Below are 21,694 nucleotides of genomic sequence, written 5' to 3'. Positions count from 1 at the left end.
GGGCCCCGAAGGGGCCCGGGCAGCGACGTTTCACCGTGGAGGGTCAGGCCTGCTTGGGCTTGCGGGCCACTGCCACGGCGAGGGCCGTGCAGAGGAGGGCGGCCACGGTGGCGAAGCCGCTCACGGCGGGGAGGAGGCCGTAGGCCTGGACGAGGGCGCCGACGATGACGATCGGGAGCGAGCTGCCGAGGTAGACGATGATCCACAGGGAGGACAGCTCGGAGCCGCGGCGTTCCGGGTCCATCGCGGCGACGGCGCTGGTGAACAGCGAGCGGAACGCCACGCCCTGGCAGGCGCCGCCGAGGACGCTGCCGATGAAGAGCAGGGCGGGGGTGCCGCTGTACCCGGCCGCGACGACCAGGCCGAGGCCGGTGGCCAGGCCGGTCATGCCGAGGGCGATGACCAGGCGGTCGGAGGTCGGCGGGACGAGCAGCTGGGCGGCCGCGGAGGAGCCCAGCAGCAGGGCCGCGACGACGGCGCCGACCAGGTGGGAGGGGGTGTGCAGCAGCTTGGCCGCGAAGGACGGCGCCAGGCTGAGGTAGACGCCGAACACCGCGTACGAGATGAAGCCGGCGGTCGCGGCGAACAGGAACTCGCGGCGGCCGGCGATCGGCAGGGCGGGCTTGCGCGGGCGCAGGTGGGCCGGGGTGGTGATGCGCGGCGGCGAGGCCGGCGGGCGGTTGCGGCCGGGCATCCGGGGGTGCACGACGGCCAGGGGTATGCAGAGGGCACCGAGCGCGATGGCGTGCAGGAGGAACGGCGTCAGCAGCGGGTCCGAGCCGTCGGCCAGCAGGGCGCCGACCACCGGGCCGAGCGCGACACCGCCCGCCGAGCAGGCCAGGGTGAGCTTGGCGGCGAGCGTCGGGTGGTCCGGCAGCAGATCGCCGAGGGCGGCCCCGGCGGCGCCGGTGGACAGGCCGACGGCGATGCCCTGGACGGCCCGGCCGAGGGCGAGCTGCCAGAAGCTCCCTGCGGTGGCGAAGACCACGTCGCCCGCGGCGGCGAGCGCGACGGCCGGCAGGATCAGGGCGCGGCGGCCGAGCAGGTCGGACCAGTGGCCGACCACGGCGAGGACCGGGACCAGCGCGAAGATGTAGATCGTGAAGAGGATCGTGGTGTCGAGGGTGGTCAGGCCGAGGCGCTGCTGGATCATCGGGTAGATCGGCGTCGCCAGGTTGGCACCGATGAGCATGAACAGCAGGCCGGCCGAGACGAGGCCGACGCGGACTCCGCGCAGCGCGTTCCAGCGGCTGATCGCGGAGAGCTGGAGCTGGGCGCGCGGCGCGAGCTCCAGGGGAAGCAGGGCCTCCGACAGTCGGCGTCCGTCGAACTGCGCGGTGCGCAGGCCGGGGCCGGCGGGGGAGAGGTCCGCCATCTCAGGGGTCTCCTGTGGCTTGGCCCCACCGGGGCGGCTGGGTGTGCCGGCGCGCCCGTCCTGAGGCGCTGTGGTGGTGGCCGCGGTGCGGGCTCCCTGATGGAGCGGATGGGTGTGGCAGGTCCCGTCCCGCCCGTTGACGGGCGAGGAGGGTGAGGGCTTCGTTGCCCGGTGGCCCGCGCGGGGTTGTGCGCGGCGCCAATAGCGAAGGATAAGGGGTGGGCGCACGGTCGCGGCGCGCGCCCCTCGGGGCCGGGCATCGGGGGTGCCCGGCCTATACGCTGAGGTAGAGGATCGGTACGCGGAGCTGATGCGCGGCCGCTGGCTGAGGGAGAACGCGAGGCGATGGCCGGACGACGTCGGAAGAACGCAGGGGCCTCGGCGGGAGAGGGCACGGCCGAGGCGGTTCTGCCCGCCGACCTGGAGCTCCAGGACCTCTATGGGGCGTTCGCCGCTCACGGACTGGACGACGAGGACCTGGACGACGCAGCCGTCCTGGTCCCGCCGGTGAAGCTGCCCGCCGAGCGGGAGCTGGCCGAACAGGCGAAGGCCGTCCCCATGTTCGGGTACGCGCTGGCGCTGGCCCGCTGGGCCGCCCCGCACCGCGGCGTGGACGAGTTCGGGGACCTGGTCGTAGAGGACCGCGCCCCGGCGGCGCGGCTGCTCGGCCTGGCCCCGGCCGCGGGCGAGGTGCCGGAGGAGGCCGAGATCGAGGCCATGCGGGCCTGGTCGCTGGCCTGCGACCTGGACCTGGTGGAGATCGGGACGACCGCCGACGGCGAGCACGTCGCCGTGCCGGGTCCGGACCTGGAGCCGGCGGAGGAGGGCGACCCGGACACCGTCCTGGAACTGTGGCTGACGGCCGCCGGGATCGTCCGCGAGCTGGCCGTGGAGGCCGACTCGATGCCCGAGGAGGACGGGGAGCACGCCGCGGCGGGCGAGGACGGCGACGAGGAGGACGAGGACGCGCTCTCCGAGGTCGAGGAGGCCCGCGACGCCGCGGCCGAGCTGCTCGACGAGGCGCTCCAGGTGCTGTACGAGACCACCGCCTTCGCCGAGCCGGGCAACGAGACCGTGCCGCTGGGCGTGCTCGCCGCGCTGCTGGTGGTGCCGGAGGGCGAGGAGCCGAGCGAGGAGCTGCTCGGCGACATCACCGACGTGATGGTCGCGCTGGACCCGATGCTGGGCGACCTCGCCGAGCTGGGCCTGCTGGACTACCGCCCGATCGACCCCGAGCTGTTCGACGAGGAGGAGGCCACCGGCGAGGAGGGCGCCCCCGTCGTCGGCGAGGCCCCGCTGGACGAGGAGGAGTCGGCGCGGTTCGGCCTGGTCCGGCTGACCCCGCTCGGCCAGTACGGCATCCGGCAGTGGCTGCTGGAGGACGGCTACGACGCGCCGCTGGTCGGCGACCTCGCCCAGGGCGACGCGGCCGAGCTGCTGCGCGGCGTGTGCGAGTCCCCCAACGTCCTGCCGGAGGAGGAGCTGCGGGTCTGGCTCGACGGCCGGGAGCCGGTGGCGGCGGCGCGCGAGCTGCTGGCGGCGGCGCGCGGCGCGGACGCGTACGGGCCGATGCGCCGGATGCTCGGCGTCTCGGCGCTGAACGTGCTCGGGGCGCCCGCCGAGCCGGCCGTCCGGGAGGTGCTGGACGACCCGGAGCTGGGTGGTGCCGCGCGGGCCTGGCTGACCGCGCTCGGCGCGTCGGACGTGCCGGCGCCGGACCGGACGATGGCGCTGTGGACGGTGGTCGACACCTTCGCCGCCCAACTGCTCGACAGCGGCGGCGACGCCGAACCGCTGCGCGAACTGATCGCCGACCTGCCCGTCACCGGCGATCCGGGGAGCTACTTCGGCGAGCTGTGGCGGGTCGACCACGCGTACACGGCGGACGTCCTGGAGGCGATCGGCGAGCTCCACACCGACCGCGCAGTGGCCAAGGAGGCGCGCAAGGCGGCCTTCAAGGCGCGCTCGAAGAGCTAGCGCCTCAGGGCAGGTCGAGTCAGGGCAGGTCGAGCGAGCCGTCCTCCGTGAAGGGGAAGAACGGGTTGTGCGCCAGCTCCCACAGGTGGCCGTCCGGGTCCTCGAAGTAGCCGGAGTAGCCGCCCCAGCCGGTCGTGGCCGGCGGCTTCACCACGGTGGCGCCGGCGGCGATGGCCGTCTCCAGGGCGGCGTCCACCAGCGCGGGGGACTCCAGGTTCACCGCGAGGGTGACGCCGCGGAACGACGGCTCGCCGCCGCCGGGCACGCCCGCGTCGGCGGCCAGCTCGTCGCCCGGGAACAGCCCGAGCACCGAGTCGGCGGTGCGGAACCAGACGATCTCCGGGCTGGAGGCGGAGGAGCGCCGCCAGCCGAGGGCCTCGTAGAAGGCGGCGCTGCGGCCGAGGTCCGTGACGCCGAGGGTGACGATGCTGATCCGGGCGGGGAATGTGCTCTGTGCTGTCATGCGGCCAGGTTAGGGAGGGCGGCTGACAACCGCGCGTCCTGACACGGCCGCCGTCCGACGGTCCCTGCGGGGCGCGGGAGCTGATGACCCGGCAGGTCCCCGGCACGTAAGGTGGCGGGGGCGGTGCGGGCGCGAGGACTCGGGGGTGCGGCACAGGTGATGCGGGAGAGCGGCGGCAGGCCCCAGGAGCGGCGCGGGACACCGGACGCCGGATGGCACGCCCCGGACGCGCGCGAGCGGGCGGACCGGCTCGCCCGGGTGGAGGAGTTCACCCGCCGGACCCTGGCCGCCGCGGACTTCCCCGTGTACGGCGTCGCGGCCGGGCTCGACCGGGCGGGCGACGCGCTCGGCGCGTTCGAGACCAACGGCGGCCGGCTGGACTGGGTCGAGGTGCAGTCGGGCGACTGGAGCTCGACGGCGGGGCCGTACGTCACCGTCCGCACCTACCGGCCGGGCGCCGAGCGCTGCCTCGTCCTGCCCGAGCTGGAGGACGTCGTCGAGGACGAGCGGGACCGGGTCTACGACCACCTCGGGATCGACGAGGGCGACGGGCCCGGGCGGGTCCGGGCGCTGCGCGAGTGGATCACGGTGGACGGCGAGCCGTGCGCGGTCGAGGTGCACGAGGACCGGCCGGTGCTCTGGCCGGGGACGCCGGAGGACGGCGGGCCCGGGCCGGTGTGGGCCGGGCGGCTGCGGATCGACGGGCTCACCGTCACGGTGTGCGGGCGCGGAGTGGCGCCCGGCGGGCTGGAACTCGGCCGGATCGGCGACGTCGAGCGGTACCTGCGCGGGCGCAGCGAGCTGCTGCGCGAGCTGTCGTCCCGGCACTCCGAGCGGGTGCCGGTCGAGGAGCGCGAACTGCCGCCGGTGCACGGGCTGGAGGCGCACCGGGCGCTGATCGGGCAGACCATCGCCGAGTCCGCGGCGATCGAGGCGCAGGTGCGGGCCGGGCGGCCGCCGCGGCTGCCGCGCGGGCTGCGCGGGGAGGCGTGCGCGGTGCGCTGGGAGGCGGCGGTGCGCCAGCAGATGCGGCTCGCCTCGGAGACCCGGGAGGAGGCGCTGGCGGCCGTGACGTCGATGGTCAACCACCTGGAGCGGCTGGCCGGGCAGACGCACTGGGTGATCGGGACGCCGGAGGGCGCGGCGGCCGTCGAGGAGGTCGTCCGGTACACGGTGTTCGCGAGCGAGGTGGCGAGCCTGCCGGCGCAGCGGGCGTGGGCGCAGTTGTGGCGGGACCGCTCGGGCGGCGGGCCCGAGGGCTGGGAGGCGCAGGAGCTGGCCGAGCAGTTGTGGCTGTCGGCCTGGGAGCAGTGGCGGACGCGCGCCACCTAGAGTCCGGTGGCCCTATTCGTCGGCGGGCAGCCGCAGTTGCAGCATCGCCAGCAGGCGCTGCTGCGGCTGGGCGAGGTCGATGCCGGTCAACTGCTCGGCGCGGCGCACCCGGTAGCGCAGGGTGTTGGGGTGGATGTGCAGGGCGTCGGCGGCTACCCGGACCTCGCCGAGCGCGTCCAGCCAGGCCAGCACGGACTCGGCGAGCCGGGTGCCGTGCCGCCGGTCGTAGGCGGTGAGCGCGGTCAGCCTCGGGTCGCGCAGGCCGCCGCGCTCCTGGAGCAGCGCGAGCATCTCGCTCACCAGCACCTCGGCCTGGACGTCGATCAGCGCGGCCACGTCGAGGTCCACCCCGCCGCGGCCCATCGCGTCGAGGATCCGGTCCGCCTGGGCCCGGGAGTCCGGCACCTGCGCGAGGCCGTCCACGGTCGAGCCGATCGCGGCCCGCAGCGGCACGCCGAGGTGTTCCCTGGCCGCCTCGACCACCTCGGAGGCCCAGTCCCGGACGGTCGTCATCGGCAGGCCCGGCGGGAGTTCGGGCAGCAGCACGTACACCCGGGACTCGATCGGGGCGAGCAGCGCGCCGCGGTGCCGGGCGGCGGTGTGCACCGAGATCAGGCCGGTGATGTCGGCGCGGTGCAGCGCCTCGGTGGTGCGGGCGCCGTACGCGAGGACGGTGGCCGGGCGGCGCAGGTCCAGGCCCAGGTGGGTGGCGAGCGACTGCGGGCCGGTGGAGCCCTCCAGCAGGCCGGTGAGCAGCGTCTGGGTGAGCCGCACGTCGGCGGACAGCTCCCGGCGGCGGCGCACCAGTTGGGCGGCGGCGACGCGGGCGGCACCGACCAGGGCCTGCTCGGCCAGCGGGGCCAGCGGCTGCGCGCCCTCCTGCACCCAGATGGTGCCGAGCGGCTGCGCCCCGGCCCGGATGCCGACCGCGAGGCGGCGGCGCAGGCCGAGTTCGGGGTGCGGCTCGACCGCGATCGGGGCGTCCGAGGTGCGCAGGTGCTGGAAGATGCCCCACTCGCGGAGCTTGGAGAGGTACGGCTCGGGGCCCTGCCAGCCGAGGATGGAGAGCCGGCGGAGGTCGTCGACCTCGTCGGAGTCGGAGGAGCGGGAGTAGGCGAGCACCCGGCTGGACGTGTCCTCGATCGAGACGATGCCGCTGGTGAGCACGGCGACGGTCTGGGCGAGGGAGAAGAGGTCGCCCGCGTTGTGCTCGGGGGCGCCGGCGGTGTCGGGGGCGTCCGGACCGGCGATGATCGCGCGGGCCAGCGAGTCCAGGTGCTCCCAGCGGGTCTCGCGGCGCACCGAGAGCAGGGCGACGCCGGCGTCGGTGGCGGCCTCGCGCAGGGCGTCCGCCTGGCCGGGGGCGTCGAGCTTGACGGCGACGGCCGCCGCGCCGGCCCGGCCGGCGGCGCGCAGGGCGGGGAGGGCGGCGCGGCCGCGGGCGCCGATCGCGAGGACGAGTTCGCCGGGGGCCGCGGTCGGCGGGTCCTCGGGGTCGAGGATCGCGACGTCGCGGACGGGTACGTCCAGGCCCTGCGGGGCGGCCTGGAGCTCGACCAGGGGTTCGCCGAGGGACATCAGGAGCTGGCGGAGCGGGAGGCCGGGGCTCGCCATCGGGCCTCCCTTCAGCTGCCTTCATCCGAGCGGACAAGGCCGTGTGGTTGATTTTAGCCGGGCGGACAGAGCTGCCGCCGGTCATTCGAAAATAGTTGACTCTGACTATTCAGGAGTGGATAGTCAGTACTGACCAAGAGATGAGGAACGTCTCGTGGCGAAGCGACGCAAGGTGTCGAACCCGCTGGCCCTCGCCGTCCTGGCGGAACTCCTGGCCGAACCGCTGCACCCCTACGAGATGGGGCGCCGGCTCAAGGAGCACTCCAAGGACCGCAACATCAGGTACAACCGCAGCTCGCTGTACATGGTCGTGGAGCAGCTGCGGAAGGCCGGGTTCGTCGCCGAGCGGGAAACCGTCCGCGACACCCAGCGGCCGGAGCGCACCGTCTACGCCCTCACGCCCGAGGGCAGGACGGAGCTCTACGACTGGATGCGCGAACTCGTCGCCGAACCGCAGCACGAGTACCCCGCGTTCGGGGTCTCGCTGTCGCTGCTCATGGTGCTCCCGCCGGCCGAGGCCGTGGAGCTCCTGGAGCAGCGGCTGGCCGCCCTGACCGCCGAAGTGGCGGGGATCCGGGCGACGCTGCGCAAGGCCACGGAGGAGGGCGTCGGCTGGATCTTCCTGATCGAGGAGGAGTACCGGGTCGGCGGACTGGAGACCGAGATCGCGTTCGTCGGGCGCCTCGTCACCCAGCTCCAGGCGCCGGACTTCGTCCGGACCTGGCAGGAGTACTTCGGGAGTCTGCAATGAATGCACCGCGCACGTCGAAGAAGGCCCTCGTCATCGGCGGCGGGATCGCCGGCCCGGTCATGGCGCTGGCACTGCGCAGGGCCGGCATCGAGCCGCTCGTGTTCGAGGCCTACGAGAGCTCCGCCGAGGGCATCGGCGGGACGTTCATGATCGCCCCCAACGGGCTCGGCGCCCTCGCGGCCGTCGGGCTGGAGGCGGAGGTCGGCCGGCTCGGCCAGCCGGTCGGCCCGATGGTCATCGAGGACGGCAGGGGCGGCACGCTCGCCGAGTTCGCCGGCCTGCCCGACCTGCCGCGCGGGCGGCTGATGCGCCGCGCCGAACTGTACGAGGTGCTGCAGCGGCGGCTCGGCGAGGCCGGCATCGACGTCCGGTACGGCAAACGGCTCGTCGGCGTCGAGGAGGGCGCCGACGGCATCACCGCCCGCTTCGCCGACGGCACCACCGCCACCGGCGACCTGCTGATCGGCGCCGACGGCACCCGCTCCACCGTCCGCACCCTGATCGACCCGGCCGCGCCCGGCGCCCGGTACACCGGGCTGCTCGGCATCGGCGGCTACAGCCCGTACCGCCTGCCCGGCCGGGCAGGACGCGGCGAGACCGTGCACTTCGCCAACGGCGCCCGCGCCTTCTTCGGCTACTGGGGACTGCCCGAGGGCGCCGGGACGGCGTGGTTCAGCAACGTCCCGCAGCCCGAGCAGCTGACCTACGAACAGGTCCGCGCCGTGAGCAACGACGAGTGGCTGCGCCGGCTGCGTGACCTGCACTCCGGCGACGTGCCCGCCCGGGACGTCCTCGCGGTGGCCGACGCCGACACCATGGAGGTCTTCCCGCGGCTGGAGATCATGCCGTCCGTCCCGCACTGGCACCGCGGCCGGATGGTCCTGGTCGGCGACTCCGTCCACGCGCCGTCCAACAGCTCCGGCCAGGGCGTCTCGCTCGCCGTCGAGAGCGCCGTCGAACTCGCCCGCTGCCTGCGGGACCTGCCCGACCACACCGCCGCGTTCGCCGCCTACGAGGCGATGCGCCGGCCGCGGGTCGAGAAGATCGCCGCCGACGCCGCCCGCACCAACAGCCAGAAGTCCTCCGGTCCGGTCGCACGGGTGATGTTCCGGCTGCTCGCGCCGATCGTCATGCGGACGTTCATGAGCCCGGAGAAGATGCTCCGCCCGGTGCACGGGTACCGGATCGACTGGGAGCGGCGGGTGGCTGTCGGGGCGTGACGCTTTCGTTCGCTCGGACAACTCCGTCCGGGCGACTTTAGCCGCCCGGCCAATTGCATGGCCGGGCGGCTGAAATAGCGTTATCCAACGCTGGCCGGTCCGTGCCGGCGGTCGCAGCGACTGCTCCTCGAAAGGAGAGCGTGCGCCTCGTGACTCCGCCCGTGGCATACGCCGGGGCTTCTCGCTTGGCCACGCGGCCTTGCGACGGACAAGCCCTGTCCGATCCCGCAAGCGGAACGTGACAGAGCGTATCAGCATGGTGACATGCGGTATCGCTGAATCCGATAATCACAGGAGAACTCATGGACGCTGTGACCCAGGTCCCCGCGCCGGTGAACGAGCCGGTCCACAGCTACGCCCCCGGCAGCCCCGAACGGGCCCGCCTGGAGGCCAAGCTGAAGGAGCTGGGCGGCCAGGAGCCGGTCCAGCTGACCATGACGATCAACGGTGAGCGCCGCATGGGCGGCGGCGCCGAGATCCACGTCGTCCAGCCGCACAACCACGCGGCTCGGCTCGGCACCCTGCGCAACGCCACCCAGGCCGACGCGCAGGACGCCATCGACGCTGCCCTGGCCGCCGCCCCGGCCTGGCAGGCGCTCTCCTTCGACTCCCGCGCCGCGATCTTCCTCCGCGCCGCCGACCTGCTGGCCGGCCCCTGGCGCGAGACCCTGGCCGCCGCCACCATGCTCGGCCAGTCCAAGACCGCGCAGCAGGCCGAGATCGACACCCCCTGCGAGCTGGTCGACTTCCTGCGCTTCAACGTGCACTTCGCCCGCCAGATCATGGCCGAGCAGCCGGTCTCCTCGGACGGCGTGTGGAACCGCAGCGACCACCGCCCGCTGGAGGGCTTCGTCTACGCGATCACCCCGTTCAACTTCACCGCGATCGCCGGCAACCTGCCGACCGCGCCCGCGCTGATGGGCAACGTGGTGCTCTGGAAGCCGTCCCCGACCCAGCAGTTCTCCGCGCACCTGCTCATGCAGCTGCTGGAGGCGGCCGGCCTGCCCAAGGGCGTCATCAACATGGTGACCGGCGACGGCCTCGACGTCTCCGCCGTCGCGCTCAAGCACCCGGCGCTCGCCGGCATCCACTTCACCGGCTCCACCGCCACCTTCCAGCACCTGTGGCGCGAGGTCGGCAACAACATCTCGCAGTACCGCACCTACCCGCGGATCGTCGGCGAGACCGGCGGCAAGGACTTCCTCGTCGCCCACCCGTCCGCCGACCCGGCCGTGCTGAAGACCGCGATGACCCGCGGCGCCTTCGAGTTCCAGGGCCAGAAGTGCTCGGCGCTCTCCCGCGCCTACGTCCCCGCCTCGCTGTGGGCCGGCCTGAAGGACGAGTTCGCCGCCGAGGTCGACGGCCTGACCATGGGCGACGTCAGCGACCTGGGCAACTTCATGTCCGCCGTCATCGACGAGCGCGCCTTCGCCAAGAACAAGGCCGCCATCGACCGCGCCCAGGCCGACCCGCGGGTCGAGGTCCTCGCCGGCGGCACCTACGACGACTCGGTCGGCTACTTCGTCCGCCCGACCGTGCTCGTGTGCCAGGACCCGGCCTCGGAGTACTTCCGCGACGAGTACTTCGGCCCCGTCCTCGCCGTCCACGTCTACGAGGACGAGAAGTACGACGAGATGCTGGCGCAGATGGAGTCCGTCTCGGCCTACGGCCTGACCGGCTCGATCATCTCCCAGGACCGCGCGGCCGTCGAGCACGCGATGGAGAAGCTGCGCTTCGCGGCCGGCAACTTCTACATCAACGACAAGCCGACCGGCGCCGTCGTCGGCCAGCAGCCCTTCGGCGGCGGCCGGGCCTCCGGCACCAACGACAAGGCCGGCGCCAAGCAGAACCTCGCGCGGTGGACCTCGACCCGCTCGGTCAAGGAGACCTTCGTCCCGCCGACGGACTACCGCTACCCGCACATGGGCTGACCGGCCCCTTCGGCCCTTCGGCTCCACGTGGACATCGCGTAGCCATCGGTCACCCGCGACGCCCGGTCCCGCAACCGGGCGCCGCCCCGCCGGGGGGGCGGGGCCACCCCCGTACCCGCCGCCCCGGCCACTTTCTGCCACCCTTAGAAGCACCAGTTCCAGGAGTCACGATGCTCCGTTCCGCCCTCCTCGCGGCCTCCCGGTCGCCGCAGGTCCGGACCGTGGTCGAGAAGTTCCCGCCGACCCACGCGATAGTCGAGCGCTTCGTCGCCGGCGAGGTCCTCGACGACGCCGTCACCGCCTGCGACGACCTCGTCGCCACCGGCCGCAAGGTCACCCTGGACCACCTCGGCGAGGACACCCAGGACGCCGCCCAGGCCGCCGGCACCGCCGAGGCGTACGAGCACCTGCTCAAGGCGCTCAAGGAGACCGGCCTCGCGGCCGGCGCCGAGGTGTCCGTCAAGCTGTCGGCCGTCGGCCAGTTCCTGCCGGTGGACGGCGAGAAGATCGCGCTGGAGAACGCCCGCCGCATCTGCGAGGCCGCCGCCGACGCGGGCACCACGGTGACCCTCGACATGGAGGACCACACCACCACCGACTCCACCCTCGCCATCGCGCGCGAGCTGCGGGCCGACTACCCGTGGCTGGGCGTCGTGCTCCAGGCCTACCTGCGCCGCACCGAGGCCGACTGCCGCGAGTTCTCCGGCGCCGGCTCCCGCGTGCGCCTGTGCAAGGGCGCCTACAAGGAGCCCGAGTCGGTCGCCTTCCAGGGCAAGCACGAGGTCGACCTCGCGTACGTCCGGGCCCTCAAGGTCCTGATGGCGGGCGAGGGTTACCCGATGATCGCCTCGCACGACCCGAACATGATCAAGATCGCCGGGCAGCTGGCCCAGTGGAACGGCCGCAACCGCGACTCGTTCGAGTACCAGATGCTCTACGGCATCCGCCCGGAGGAGCAGCTGCGCCTCGCCGGCGAGGGCAACACCATGCGGGTGTACCTCCCGTACGGCCAGGAGTGGTACGGCTACTTCATGCGCCGCCTCGCCGAGCGCCCGGCCAACCTGACCTTCTTCCTCCGCGCCATGGCCACCCGCAGCTGACGCTGCGGCCCCGGTGCCGAACGGCTCGCACCCCCTTTGTGGGAGGGGGTGCGAGCCGTTTCGCGTTCCGTGTGTTCCCGGCGGTTCCGCGCGTTTACGGGGGTGGGTCCCGGCCTAGGATCGGGGGTGGTGAACTGGGGCCGTAGTGGGAGGAGTTGGGGATGCTGAAGGAGTTCGAAGGGCTGTCGACGCCGTTGGTGGCGGATGCCTGTGTGCGGCTCGGGGTGGGGGTGCGGGCGGCGCCGGTGGGGGTTGCGGGGGTCGGGGCGGGGGTCCGGGTCGCCGGGCGGGTGCTGCCGGTGCGGCACTACGGGAGCGTGGACGTGTTCCTGGAGGCGTACGGGGCCGCGCGGGACGGGGACGTCCTCGTGATCGACAACGGCGGGCGGACGGACGAGGCCTGCATCGGGGACCTCGCCGTGCTGGAGGCGATGGCGGCCGGGGTCGCCGGGATCGTCGTGTGGGGGCTGCACCGGGATACGCCCGAGCTGGTGGAGATCGGGCTGCCGGTGTTCAGCTACGGCGCCCTGCCGCTCGGGCCCCTGCGGCTGGCCGAGCGGGAGCCGGAGGCGCTGGTCACGGCGCGGTTCGGGCCGCACCTGGTGGACGCCGGGGACGTGGTCCTCGCCGACGCGGACGGCGTGCTGTTCGTCCCGGGCGACCGGATCGACGAGGTGCTCGCGACGGCCGCGGACATCGCCCGCACCGAGCGCGCCCAGGCCGGGCGGATCCGCTCCGGCGACACGCTCCGCCGGCAGACCGCCTTCGACGAGTACCTGGAGCGGCGTGCCGCCGACCCGGCGTACAGCTTCCGGCAGCACCTGTGCCGGGTGGGCGGGGCCATCGAGGAGTAGCCGCCCTCAGAGCGGGCGGTGCATCACGTGGAGGCCGACGTATCCCTCGGTGGGGTGGCGGAAGGCCTCGGGGACGGTGCCGACGACGCTGAAGCCCAGCGATTCGTAGAGCTTCACCGCGTGGTGGTTGTTCGCCACCACCGCGTTGAACTGCATGGCGCGGTAGCCCTGTCGGCGGGCCCAGTCGAGGGTGTGCTCGACCAGGGCCCGCCCGATGCCCCGCCCGTGGTGGGCCGGGTCCACCATGTAGCTGGCGCTGGCCACGTGCGAGCCGTTGCCCGGGCGGTTGCGGCACATGTTCGCGGTGCCGACGACCGTGCCCGCGTCGTCCACCGCGACCACCGTGCGGTTCGGCGCGGGCAGCAGCCACCACTCGCGCCCGAGCTCGGAGGAGAGGTCCGGCGGGTACGGGAACGTCTCGCCCGCGGCGACGATCGCGTGGAAGAACGGCCAGATGGCCGGCCAGTCCTCGGCGGTGGCTTCTCTGATCTGCATGCGGACAGGATGGCCCCGGGCCGGCGGACCGGCCACCGGTTTTCCGGTGGGCGAGCGGGGCTCAGAGGAGCGCGGCGGACGGCTCGATCATCGCGCGGGCGGTCTTGGCGTCCACGTACTCGCCGAGCGCCGTCATCTCCCACTCGCCGGTGCTCTGGCGGACCAGCTTGCACATCACCACTCCGGTGCGCGGCTCCGAGTGGGTCAGGTCGAAGCGGACCAGCTCCTGTCCGCTGCCGGCGTCCAGCAGGCGGCAGTAGGCGTTCTGCACCTCGGTGAAGCGCTGCCCGGAGAAGGAGTTGACGACGAAGACCAGGCCGGTGACCTCGGCGGGCAGGCCCTCCAGGTGGACGGTGATCGACTCGTCGTCGCCGGTGCCCTCGCCGGTGAGGTTGTCGCCGGAGTGGGCGATCGCGCCGTTGAAGACGGTGAGCTTCATGAACCAGGCCGTCTCCAGCTTGCGGCGCCTGGCGTCGAAGGCGATGCAGGAGGCGTCGAGGTCGATGCTGCGGCCGCGGCCGGCGGGCTCCCAGCCGAGGGCCATCCGGACCGAGGAGAGGAACGGGCGGCCGTTCTTGACCAGGGACACCGAGCTGCCCTTGACCAGGTTGACCCGGCCCTTGTCGAGGGTGACCTTCGGGCGGGTGGCCGCGGCCGGTGCCGGCGGTGCGGCGGGCGGCGGGGAGGTCGGCATCGGGGGCGCGGCGGTGCGGGCGATGCGCGGGTCGAGGGGCGGTGCGGTCGGTGCGGGCGGCGGGGCGGACGGCATCGGGGGCGCGACGGAGACCGGAGGGGCCGCCGGGGTCTCGTCGACGGTGACGCCGAAGTCGGTGGCGATGCCCGCGAGTCCGTTGGCGTACCCCTGGCCGACCGCCCGCACCTTCCACGCGCCGTTGCGCAGGTAGACCTCCACCACGATGAGCGCGGTCTCCCGGCCGAGCGGCGGCGGGGTGAAGGAGACCAGCACCTGGCCGGTGTCGGCGTCGCGGACGGTCGCGGTCGGCTCCATCCCGGCGAACGTGCTCTCCTGGTCGGCCGGACTGGCCGTCACGACCACCTTGGTGATCCCGGCCGGGACGGCCCGGGTGTCCACCGTGATCGCGTCCGGCGCGCCCGCGCCGGCCGGGCGGTGGCTGACGCCGGGGCCGTGCGGCGCGTTGAAGAACACGAAGTCGGCGTCCGAACGCACCTTCCCGGCGTCGGTCAGCAGCAGGCCGGAGACGTCCAGCGCCTTGGGTGCGGTGACCTCGACGGTCACGCGCGCGGCGGACAGCGGTGCGTTTCCGCCGGGGGTCAGGACGGTGGACACGGACTCCTCCTCGGGTACGGGTCGGCGGCCGCACGGGGCCCGGTCGGGCCGCCGGGCCGGGTGCTGCCCACAGTAACGAACGTGGCCGCGGAGATGAGCCCGGGTCGCCGGAGGGACCGGCGGGGCCCGGCCGGGCGTCAGTGGTGGACGGGTGGGGTCTTCGACCGGGCCTCCGGCGAGGCTTCCGGCGGGGTCTTCGACGGGGCTTCCGGCGGGGCGGGCTGCCGGCCCGCTTGCGGTGCCGCCTCGGTGAAGGTGCCCAGGGCGGAGACGGCCCGGGGGTCGGTGATGCCGAAGGCGGCGGCGTTCCAGCCCTCCGCCGCGGCGCCCTTGCGCGGGGCCGTCGCGGTCGGGCGGGTGCCGCGGACGCCGAACGTGTAGTGCCCGGGGCCGACGTCGGTACCGGCCGGCGTGGTGAACCGGTAGACCAGGGCGCCCCGTTCCTGCTGGGCGGTGACCACGGCACCGGGCAGGTCCGTCCACGCGGTGCCGCTGCCCGGGGCCAACTCGCCCGGGGCGAGCCGGAACTCGGTCTGGAGGGCGGTGACGGGCTCGGTGACGCTGAGGCCGAGCACGTGCCGCGTGCCGTCGCGGCCGAGCGGGGAGACCTGGGCGACGCCGCTCAGGGGCTGCTCGGCCCCGGGAGTGACGTCGGTGGTCGCGGCGGTGTCGGTGGTGTCGGGGACGCCGGTGGCGGCAGGGGTGTTCGGGGTGATGTCGGATCCCGGGACGGCCGGGACCACCGAAGGGACGGTCGGGAGCCGCGGCGTGAACGACGGGGTGCCGGACGGGAGGCTCGCGCTCGGGGACGGCGACGGCTGTCCGGACGGCTGTGCCGGCGACGGGGTGGGCGTCATCTGCGGGGACGTCTGCGGAGACGTGGACGCCGGTCCGGACGGCGCCGCCGGCCCGTGCCCCGCGGTGGCCCCGCGGCCCTGGGCGGACGGATCGTCGGTGGACGCGAGCCCGGTGTGTCCGCCCTCGGACGCGGCGGCCGTCGGCTCGGGCGTGCCCGGTCGGTGCGTGGAGGGAACGGGTGTCGACGAGCCGGGGTGCGGTCGCGCGGGCCGGGAGGCGGACGGCCGTCCGCTGGGCTCGGGCGCTGCCGGGGGGTGCTCGGCGGCGGCCTCGGCCTGCTCGGTGCCGCTCCCGCTCGGGGTCGGCGGCGGCGTGGTGCCGACCCGGGCGACGCCGGCCCGCCGGCCGATGCCCTGCTGCTCGTGCAGGAGCAGGGTGGTGGCGATGCTGATGCCGACGACCGTGGACATCGCCATCGCGGCGCCGGAGAACCGCAGGGTGGGCAGCCGGAACCGGCCGCCGAACGGGCGCGGCCGACCGTGCCGGCCGTGTGGCGCGGCCTCGTGCCGCACGTCCGGTACCGCGTCCTCGCGCACAGCCACCGGACCCCTCCCTCCCCGAAGTCGCCGTCGCAGTCGCCGCATTCTCCCACGGTCCGTGGCGCGGGGTCCGTTCCGGGAGGGGGTGAGCGTACCAGCGGGCGGCCACGTCGTGGACGGATTCCATCCACTTCGTGGACATCCGTTCATCGCAAGGAAGTTGACGGATCGTCCGACAAAATGGAGTAAGGACCGTCCGTCCGGGACGGGGGTGATTGCAACCTCCTTGCAACCCTTGCCCGCCCGGCCCGCGGTGGCGCAGTCTGAGAGCATCCCACGCCGTCCCGGAGAGACCGTCATGCCGCCCGACCCGCTGTCCGCAGCCTCCAGTGCACCCCTCGCCGCCACCCCCACGGGCGACGATGGGGAAGGCTCCACCGCCGCTCCGGCGGCGGTGGAGGAGGTGCTGACGCTGCGGATCGCTCTGGGCGAGGAGGTCGTCGGCGAGGTCCGCACCCGGTTCCGCTTCGAAGCCGCCCGTCCGTACGAGGTGCTGCTGACCTTCCACCTGGGCCGGCCGGACGAGGCCGACTGGGTCTTCTCGCGCGAACTCCTGCGCGACGGCCTGCGCATGCTGAGCGGCCAGGGCGACGTCAAACTGTGGCCGGCGTACTGCCCGTGCCACGGCTCGACGTTGCACCTAGCGCTCGAATCCCCGCACGGCAGCGCCCTGCTGGAGGTCTCCAAGCCCCGCGTGCAGGCCTGGCTCGACCGGACCTACGCGCTGGTCTCCGAGGAGGCCGAGCGCGCCTGCGGCCCGACCGACGCCCAGCTGGCCGCGCTGCTCGGGGGCGGCTGAGGGGCGCTCACGCGGGCGCGCGGGTCGGACATGCGGGGTTCGGGGACCGCCGCGCCCGGCAGGCGTACCGTTCCGGCGGCCAGTGCCGTCCGCAGCCGGCGCACGGCCGGGGCCGACGACGACGGCAGCAGGTCGTACGGATCGTCCGGGCCCAGCACCGTGACCAGCACCGACTCCGCGAACCGGTACGGCCGGTGAGCCAGCAGGCCGCCTAGGTAGCGGCGCAGCCGGGACAGCTCGGCGCGGACGGTGACCGTCCTGGCCGGATCCCCGAACAGCGCGTCGGCGAGCTGCGCGGCGGTGCTGCCGTCGCGTCCGGTGGCCAGCAGGAGCAGCAGTTCGGCGTGGCGCGGGCTGAGCGCGTGCGACCAGCCGCCGGCCGCGCCCTGCACCGAGAGCTCCGGCCGGTCCGCGCGCCGCAGGTCCAGGCGCAGCCGCGCCCCCTCCGGCTGTTCGGCGGCGAGGGCGCCGTCCCCGTCCGACGGCCGGACCGGCCGCACCAGCCAGCCGTCGGCCAGCGGTTCGAGGACGCACTCGCCGAGCCCGGGCACCCACTGGACGGCCGCGGCGCCCCAGCTCTCCGCGGGCAGGCGCAGCCGGCCGAGCGGAGGGAGCCCGGCCGAGGCGGCGGTCCATCCGGCGGCGTCCACCACGAGCGCGGGGCCGGCCACCCGGGCGAGCAGTGGGGCTGCCATCGTGCGCAGTTGGTGGAGCGACTCCAGCCGGTGGGCGCGCAGTTCGGTCTCGGCGAGGCGCGCTGCCGTGGTGGTGAGCTGGAGCAGGTACGGGCGCACGCTGTGGGCGGGGCCGCTGAGGTTGACCGCGCCGATGAGCTGTCCGGTGCCGGGGTCGTGGACGGGCGCGGCGACGCACGTCCAGGAGTGGTGGCTGCGCAGGTAGTGCTCGGCGGAGTGGACCTGCATCGGGCGCTGGGTGCGCAGCGCCGCCGCGATCCCGTTGGTGCCGACGCTCTCCTCGATCCAGCGGGCGCCGATCAGGAAGCCGATCCGGTCGGCGCTGCGGCGCAGGCCCCGCTCGCCCTCCTGCCACAGGACGTGGCCCTCGGCGTCGGCGATCGCGAGGATCAGCGGCGCCTGGTCCACGGGCTGGATGAGGGTTTCGCGGAGCACGGGCATGACGGCTTCCAGGCCGCTCGCCCGTCGGCGCAGTTCGACCTCGGCCGGGCCGAGGTGGATGGCGGCGGCGCCGGAGTCGGGGTCGAGACCGAGGCGGCGCAGGCGCTCCCAGGAGTCGCCGATCTCGGGGCGGGGTTCCGGCAGGCCCTGGCCGTCGCCGGTGGTGCCGGTGCCGGCGGGCTGCTGGGTGTTCTCGCGGGCGGCTTCCCGGGCGGCGGCGTCGGCGAGGGTGCGGTCGTGGACCTTGGCCAGTTCGGCCGCGGTCGGCGGGGTTCGACGTTCCGGTCGTCGGGTCTGCCGTCCGGTCTGACGCACTCGGGTTGCTCCTCGCCGCCGATCGAGGGCGCGTCGGGGTCGATGCGCTGACGAAAGCGTAAGGGGGAGGCGGGGGTCTGGGGACGGGGTCGGGGAAGTCGGTGTGCGGGGTGGTGGGGGTTTCTTCCGCGGCCGCTGCCGGTTGCGCCCGCCGCGGCCGTCAGCGCTCCACGCGTCCGTCGTTGTGCTGGGCGGCCTCCACCGTGTGGTGCAGGTCGGCGGTCGCCTCCATGGTGGCCGCCGTGCTCAGTGCCAGGCAGGCGGCCAGGGCCAGGGCCACCGGGCGCAGGCGGGTGCCCGTCGGGGTCGGGCGGGGTTGCAGGAGGGCGGCCACCCGCCGCGGGACGGGGCCGGTGTGGGCCGCGGCCGCCAGCTTGGGGCGGGCGGGCGACGGGGCCCGGTTGGCGGCCAGGGCGGCGCGGCCCACCGCGCGGGCGGTCACGGTGCGGTCGCCCACCCGGGCCGCCGCCACCTCGTCGGCCCAGCGCTCCAGGTGGTAGCCGAGGGGCGCGCGCAGTTGCCGGAGCGCCGGGTGGATGTCGGCGGCGTGTTCGGCCAGGGCGAGGAAGAGGTGGTGACGGCCGGTGAGGTGGGCCCGCTCGTGGGCGAGCAGGGCCGCCCGCTCGGGGCCGCTGAGGGCCCGCAGCATGCCGGCGGTGACGACGATCCGGCCGGGTTCGCCGCGGTGCAGCCGGCCCGGGAGGGCGAAGGCGTCGGCGCGTTCGTCGTCGAGGACGGTGAGCCGGTGGTCGGGCGGGGTGAGCAGGTCCCGCGGGGTCCGGCGCGCGTCCTCGACGGGCAGGGCGGCCCGGGCGGTGCGCAGGTCGCGGTGGTGGCGGCGGGCGGTCCGGACGGCGAGGGCGGTCAGCGCGGCCAGGGCGAGTGCGGCGACGGCCGCCGCGAGGGGTGCGCCGGGCGCGGCGGCGGTGAGCCAGGGCAGGGACAGGTGGCCGAGGGCGGCGACCGGCGGCAGCTGGAGCAGTCCGGCGGCGGCGAGCAGGCCGAGCGAGCACAGGGTGCCGCCGGCCAGGACGGCGGCCGAGCCGGCGAGCGTCCAGGCGGCGGCCCGGGGGGACAGCGCGTCGGCGAGGCGGCGGGCCAGCGGGGCGGCGAGGAAGGGCAGCAGGAGGGGCGCCCAGACGGCGATCATCACGCGGTGCCGTCGCCCAGGAGTGCGCGGAGGAGCTGCTCGTCCTCGGCGGAGAGGTCGGACACGAAGCGCGCGAGCACGGTGGAGCGGTCGGCCTCGCGGCCGAGCTCGGTGTGCATGCGGCGGGCGGCGAGGCCCGCGGTGTCCTGGACGGTCGGGGTGTAGGCGTAGGCGCGGCCGGCCCGGGTCCGTTCGACGGTGCCCTTGTCGTGCAGGCGGGCGAGGATCGTCGCGATCGTGGTGCGGGCGAGGTCCCCGCCGAGCGCCGCCTGGACGTCCTGCGGCGTCATCGGGTGCCGTGCGGACCAGAGGGCGGTCAGCACCTCGGCCTCCAGCTCCCCGGCGGGCCGGCGGGCGGACGGTACGTCGGACATGGCGGCGCTTCCTCCAGTTATCGTCTACAGTCATGTAGACCGTCTACGTCACTGTAGACGGTCCGGGCGTTCCACCGCCCTCCAACGTACGGGAGGTCCGCCAGCCTTGCTCCAGTTCCCCCTCGATCCGGCCGTCCACCTCGCGGTGAACCCGCTGGACGCCTCCTCGCTGCTCGCCGCCTTCGGCGCGCTCGGCATCGCCGTGGTGCTCTTCGCCGAGACCGGCCTGCTGGTGGGCTTCTTCCTGCCCGGCGACTCGCTGCTGTTCACCGCCGGGCTGCTCTGCGTGCCCGGCGCCACCAAGGGCCCGCAGCTGGAGCTGTGGCAGGTCCTCCCGGCGGCCCTGGTCGGCGCGCTGGCGGGCGCCCAGGTCGGCTACGTCATCGGCAGGCGGGGCGGGCGGGCGCTGCTGCGCCGCAGCAAGCGCAAGAGCCTGCAGGAGGGCGTCGAGCGGGCCGAGGAACTGCTGGCCAAGTACGGCCACGGCAAGGCGATCGTCCTGGCGCGGTTCATCCCCGTCGTCCGAACGGTGCTCAATCCGATGTGCGGCGTGCTCGAAGTGCCGGTCCGCTCGTTCACCTTCTGGCAGGTCGCGGGCGGTGTGCTGTGGACGGTGGGCGTGGTGCTGGCCGGCTACGGGCTGGGATCGTCGATCCCCAGCATCGACCGATATCTGCTACCGATCATCGGTCTGGTAGTAGTTGTCTCCGTGCTCCCCATTGTTCTCGAAGTGTTCCGCGCCCGTAAGGCGCGCCGTCACGGAGGTGACGCGTGATGTCCTCCCGGGCTCTCGCCGTGTTCGACGGCAGCGGCATCTCCGGCGGCCTCTACACCCAGGTCAACGGCTGGTCCAAGGCCGCGCCGGTGTGGCTGGACGACGTGATCAAGGTCTGGTCGGCCATCGGCCTCGGCCTGTTCGCGCTGTTCATGCTCCACGCGTGGTGGCGGGCGCGCGGCGCCGAATCGGCCCTGATGGCCCGGGTGCTGGCGACGCCGGTGATCGTGGTCGTCGCGTACGTCGCGAACTCCGTGCTGAAGGGCATGGTCGAGGAGGTCCGGCCGTGTGCGCAGATCCGGGGGAGCGTCCCCCTGGAGACCTGCCCCGGTACCGGTGACTGGTCCTTCCCCAGCAACCACACCGTGATCGCCTTCGCCGCCGCCACCGCGCTGTTCTTCGTCGACCGCCGCCTCGGCGCGATCGCCGGGATCTTCGCCGTCCTGATGGGCGCCTCCCGGGTGTGGGTCGGCGTGCACTACCCGCACGACGTCGCGGTCGGCATGCTGGTCGGCATCGTCGTCGCGGCGCTCCTGGCGCCGATCGCCGGGCGCTGCGGACCCCTGGTGGACCGGATGCGGGGCGGGGCACTGCGCCCGCTGCTCGGTCCGGGCGCGCTGCCGCGGTACTGATTCCGTCCCCCGCCTTGTTCGGGCGGGGCGGCGGGTAGAGCATGTGAGCCGGGCGTGGAGCCCCGTCGCGACGGGGAACCCGCCCGGCTCTGTCGTGCCAGCGGAGGGAGCGTCCGTGCCGTACCGACTCGACATCACCCAGGGGGACTGGCCCGGGGACCTCCTGCACAAGGGCGTCGAAGGCCTGCTCGCCGAGGCCATGGTGCTCACCCTCGCGACGGCGGGTCACGAGCACGGGCCGCACGCCAACCTCGCGTTCTTCGCCCACGACGACGACCTCGTCCTGTACTTCGTCAGCGAGCGCTCCACCCGGCACAGCCGCCACCTCGCCGAGGAGGCCCGCGCCGCCGCCACCGTCTTCCTGCCGCCGCCCGTCTTCGGCGAACAGCTGCGCGGCCTCCAGCTCACGGGCAGCGCCGGCGAGGCCTGGGGTCACCAGGCGGAGGCCGCCCTGGCCGCCTACCGGGCCCGCTACCCGTCCTTCGCCCAGGACGACGAGCTCCGCCGCCAGTACCTCGCCGGCGCCGGCGCGGCGGCCCTGTACCGCTTCGAGGTGGACGAGCTCACGGCGGTGGACGAGCCCAACTTCGGGCGCCGCAACTACCTGCGGGCCCGCGTGGTGCGGAGCTGAGAAACGGCGGGGCGCGGGGGCGGGCCGCCGGGGGGGGGGCCGCCCCGGGGGGGGGGGGGGGGGG

20 protein-coding genes are annotated in these 21,694 nt (G+C 74.5%); 11 read left to right on the top strand and 9 right to left on the bottom strand.

Going from position 1 to position 21,694, the window contains the following annotated elements; genetic code table 11:
* Nucleotides 1-43: 43 nt before the first annotated feature.
* Complete coding sequence (locus ACFV4G_RS38080) at nucleotides 44-1,375, bottom strand: MFS transporter (protein ID WP_380447215.1); 1,332 nt, start codon at nucleotides 1,373-1,375, stop codon at nucleotides 44-46.
* A 345-nt stretch (nucleotides 1,376-1,720) separates the two neighbouring features.
* Here ACFV4G_RS38080 and ACFV4G_RS38075 point away from each other — a divergent pair, with 345 nt between their 5' ends.
* Nucleotides 1,721-3,352 (top strand): hypothetical protein, encoded by a 1,632-nt coding sequence (locus ACFV4G_RS38075; RefSeq protein WP_380447213.1) that lies wholly within the window; start codon nucleotides 1,721-1,723, stop codon nucleotides 3,350-3,352.
* Between the two features lie 19 nt (nucleotides 3,353-3,371).
* On the opposite strand, the gene ACFV4G_RS38070 is transcribed toward ACFV4G_RS38075, so the two are convergent.
* Nucleotides 3,372-3,815 carry a VOC family protein gene (locus ACFV4G_RS38070; RefSeq protein ID WP_380447211.1) on the bottom strand — a complete coding sequence of 148 codons (444 nt, stop codon included), beginning with the start codon at nucleotides 3,813-3,815 and terminating at the stop codon, nucleotides 3,372-3,374.
* 156 nt (nucleotides 3,816-3,971) lie between these two features.
* On the opposite strand from ACFV4G_RS38070, the gene ACFV4G_RS38065 reads away from it, so the two are divergent.
* Entirely contained in the window at nucleotides 3,972-5,147 is a 1,176-nt protein-coding gene (locus tag ACFV4G_RS38065) for a hypothetical protein (protein ID WP_380447209.1), read from the top strand.
* Between the two features lie 12 nt (nucleotides 5,148-5,159).
* Here ACFV4G_RS38065 and ACFV4G_RS38060 read toward each other — a convergent pair whose 3' ends face one another.
* Nucleotides 5,160-6,761, bottom strand: a complete 1,602-nt coding sequence (locus ACFV4G_RS38060; RefSeq protein WP_380447207.1) for a PucR family transcriptional regulator — start codon at nucleotides 6,759-6,761, stop codon at nucleotides 5,160-5,162.
* 154 nt (nucleotides 6,762-6,915) lie between these two features.
* On the opposite strand from ACFV4G_RS38060, the gene ACFV4G_RS38055 reads away from it, so the two are divergent.
* The 5 genes from ACFV4G_RS38055 to ACFV4G_RS38035 all read left to right on the top strand — a co-directional run bounded on the left by ACFV4G_RS38055 (nucleotide 6,916) and on the right by ACFV4G_RS38035 (nucleotide 12,617).
* A complete protein-coding gene (locus ACFV4G_RS38055) occupies nucleotides 6,916-7,512 on the top strand; it encodes a PadR family transcriptional regulator (protein ID WP_380447205.1) in 597 nt (198 codons plus the stop codon).
* Entirely contained in the window at nucleotides 7,509-8,732 is a 1,224-nt protein-coding gene (locus tag ACFV4G_RS38050) for an FAD-dependent oxidoreductase (protein WP_380447203.1), read from the top strand. Before ACFV4G_RS38055 ends, ACFV4G_RS38050 begins: the two co-directional genes overlap by 4 nt.
* 302 nt (nucleotides 8,733-9,034) lie before the next feature.
* Entirely contained in the window at nucleotides 9,035-10,663 is a 1,629-nt protein-coding gene (pruA, locus tag ACFV4G_RS38045; RefSeq protein WP_380447201.1) for an L-glutamate gamma-semialdehyde dehydrogenase, read from the top strand.
* 170 nt (nucleotides 10,664-10,833) lie between these two features.
* Nucleotides 10,834-11,763: a proline dehydrogenase family protein gene (locus ACFV4G_RS38040; protein WP_380447199.1), complete on the top strand. Its 930-nt coding sequence runs from the start codon at nucleotides 10,834-10,836 to the stop codon at nucleotides 11,761-11,763.
* A 161-nt stretch (nucleotides 11,764-11,924) separates the two neighbouring features.
* Nucleotides 11,925-12,617: an RraA family protein gene (locus ACFV4G_RS38035; protein ID WP_380447197.1), complete on the top strand. Its 693-nt coding sequence runs from the start codon at nucleotides 11,925-11,927 to the stop codon at nucleotides 12,615-12,617.
* Nucleotides 12,618-12,623: 6 nt separating this feature from the next.
* Here the strand turns inward: ACFV4G_RS38035 and ACFV4G_RS38030 are convergent, their stop codons facing one another.
* The 3 genes from ACFV4G_RS38030 to ACFV4G_RS38020 form a co-directional block, all read right to left on the bottom strand.
* Nucleotides 12,624-13,112 (bottom strand): GNAT family N-acetyltransferase, encoded by a 489-nt coding sequence (locus ACFV4G_RS38030; RefSeq protein WP_380447195.1) that lies wholly within the window; start codon nucleotides 13,110-13,112, stop codon nucleotides 12,624-12,626.
* A 61-nt stretch (nucleotides 13,113-13,173) separates the two neighbouring features.
* The gene (locus tag ACFV4G_RS38025) at nucleotides 13,174-14,421 is read right to left on the bottom strand and encodes a TerD family protein (RefSeq protein ID WP_380447193.1); all 1,248 of its coding nucleotides are present in this window, start codon (nucleotides 14,419-14,421) and stop codon (nucleotides 13,174-13,176) included.
* A 137-nt stretch (nucleotides 14,422-14,558) separates the two neighbouring features.
* Nucleotides 14,559-15,821 carry a hypothetical protein gene (locus tag ACFV4G_RS38020; protein ID WP_380447192.1) on the bottom strand — a complete coding sequence of 421 codons (1,263 nt, stop codon included), beginning with the start codon at nucleotides 15,819-15,821 and terminating at the stop codon, nucleotides 14,559-14,561.
* Between the two features lie 295 nt (nucleotides 15,822-16,116).
* Here ACFV4G_RS38020 and ACFV4G_RS38015 point away from each other — a divergent pair, with 295 nt between their 5' ends.
* Nucleotides 16,117-16,617, top strand: coding sequence for an SsgA family sporulation/cell division regulator (locus tag ACFV4G_RS38015; protein WP_380447190.1), 501 nt, complete (start codon nucleotides 16,117-16,119; stop codon nucleotides 16,615-16,617).
* Here ACFV4G_RS38015 and ACFV4G_RS38010 read toward each other — a convergent pair.
* The 3 genes from ACFV4G_RS38010 to ACFV4G_RS38000 form a co-directional block, all read right to left on the bottom strand.
* A complete protein-coding gene (locus ACFV4G_RS38010) occupies nucleotides 16,536-18,068 on the bottom strand; it encodes a GAF domain-containing protein (RefSeq protein WP_380447188.1) in 1,533 nt (510 codons plus the stop codon). The two genes, ACFV4G_RS38015 and ACFV4G_RS38010, sit on opposite strands and share 82 nt — an antisense overlap.
* A 160-nt stretch (nucleotides 18,069-18,228) precedes the next feature.
* A complete protein-coding gene (locus ACFV4G_RS38005; RefSeq protein WP_380447186.1) occupies nucleotides 18,229-19,218 on the bottom strand; it encodes a M56 family metallopeptidase in 990 nt (329 codons plus the stop codon).
* Nucleotides 19,218-19,592 carry a BlaI/MecI/CopY family transcriptional regulator gene (locus tag ACFV4G_RS38000; protein ID WP_380447184.1) on the bottom strand — a complete coding sequence of 125 codons (375 nt, stop codon included), beginning with the start codon at nucleotides 19,590-19,592 and terminating at the stop codon, nucleotides 19,218-19,220. Before ACFV4G_RS38000 ends, ACFV4G_RS38005 begins: the two co-directional genes overlap by 1 nt.
* A gap of 106 nt (nucleotides 19,593-19,698) precedes the next feature.
* On the opposite strand from ACFV4G_RS38000, the gene ACFV4G_RS37995 reads away from it, so the two are divergent.
* From ACFV4G_RS37995 to ACFV4G_RS37985, 3 genes are all read left to right on the top strand, one after another.
* Complete coding sequence (locus tag ACFV4G_RS37995; RefSeq protein ID WP_380447182.1) at nucleotides 19,699-20,367, top strand: DedA family protein; 669 nt, start codon at nucleotides 19,699-19,701, stop codon at nucleotides 20,365-20,367.
* Nucleotides 20,367-20,999, top strand: a complete 633-nt coding sequence (locus ACFV4G_RS37990) for a phosphatase PAP2 family protein (RefSeq protein ID WP_380447180.1) — start codon at nucleotides 20,367-20,369, stop codon at nucleotides 20,997-20,999. Before ACFV4G_RS37995 ends, ACFV4G_RS37990 begins: the two co-directional genes overlap by 1 nt.
* A gap of 115 nt (nucleotides 21,000-21,114) precedes the next feature.
* A complete protein-coding gene (locus ACFV4G_RS37985) occupies nucleotides 21,115-21,630 on the top strand; it encodes a pyridoxamine 5'-phosphate oxidase family protein (RefSeq protein ID WP_380447178.1) in 516 nt (171 codons plus the stop codon).
* Nucleotides 21,631-21,694 lie beyond the last annotated feature (64 nt).

Source organism: Kitasatospora sp. NPDC059747 (assembly GCF_042732955.1).
Lineage (GTDB): Bacteria > Actinomycetota > Actinomycetes > Streptomycetales > Streptomycetaceae > Kitasatospora.
Note: the sequence above shows the minus strand (reverse complement) of the source record. Positions and strands in the feature narration are given on the sequence as shown.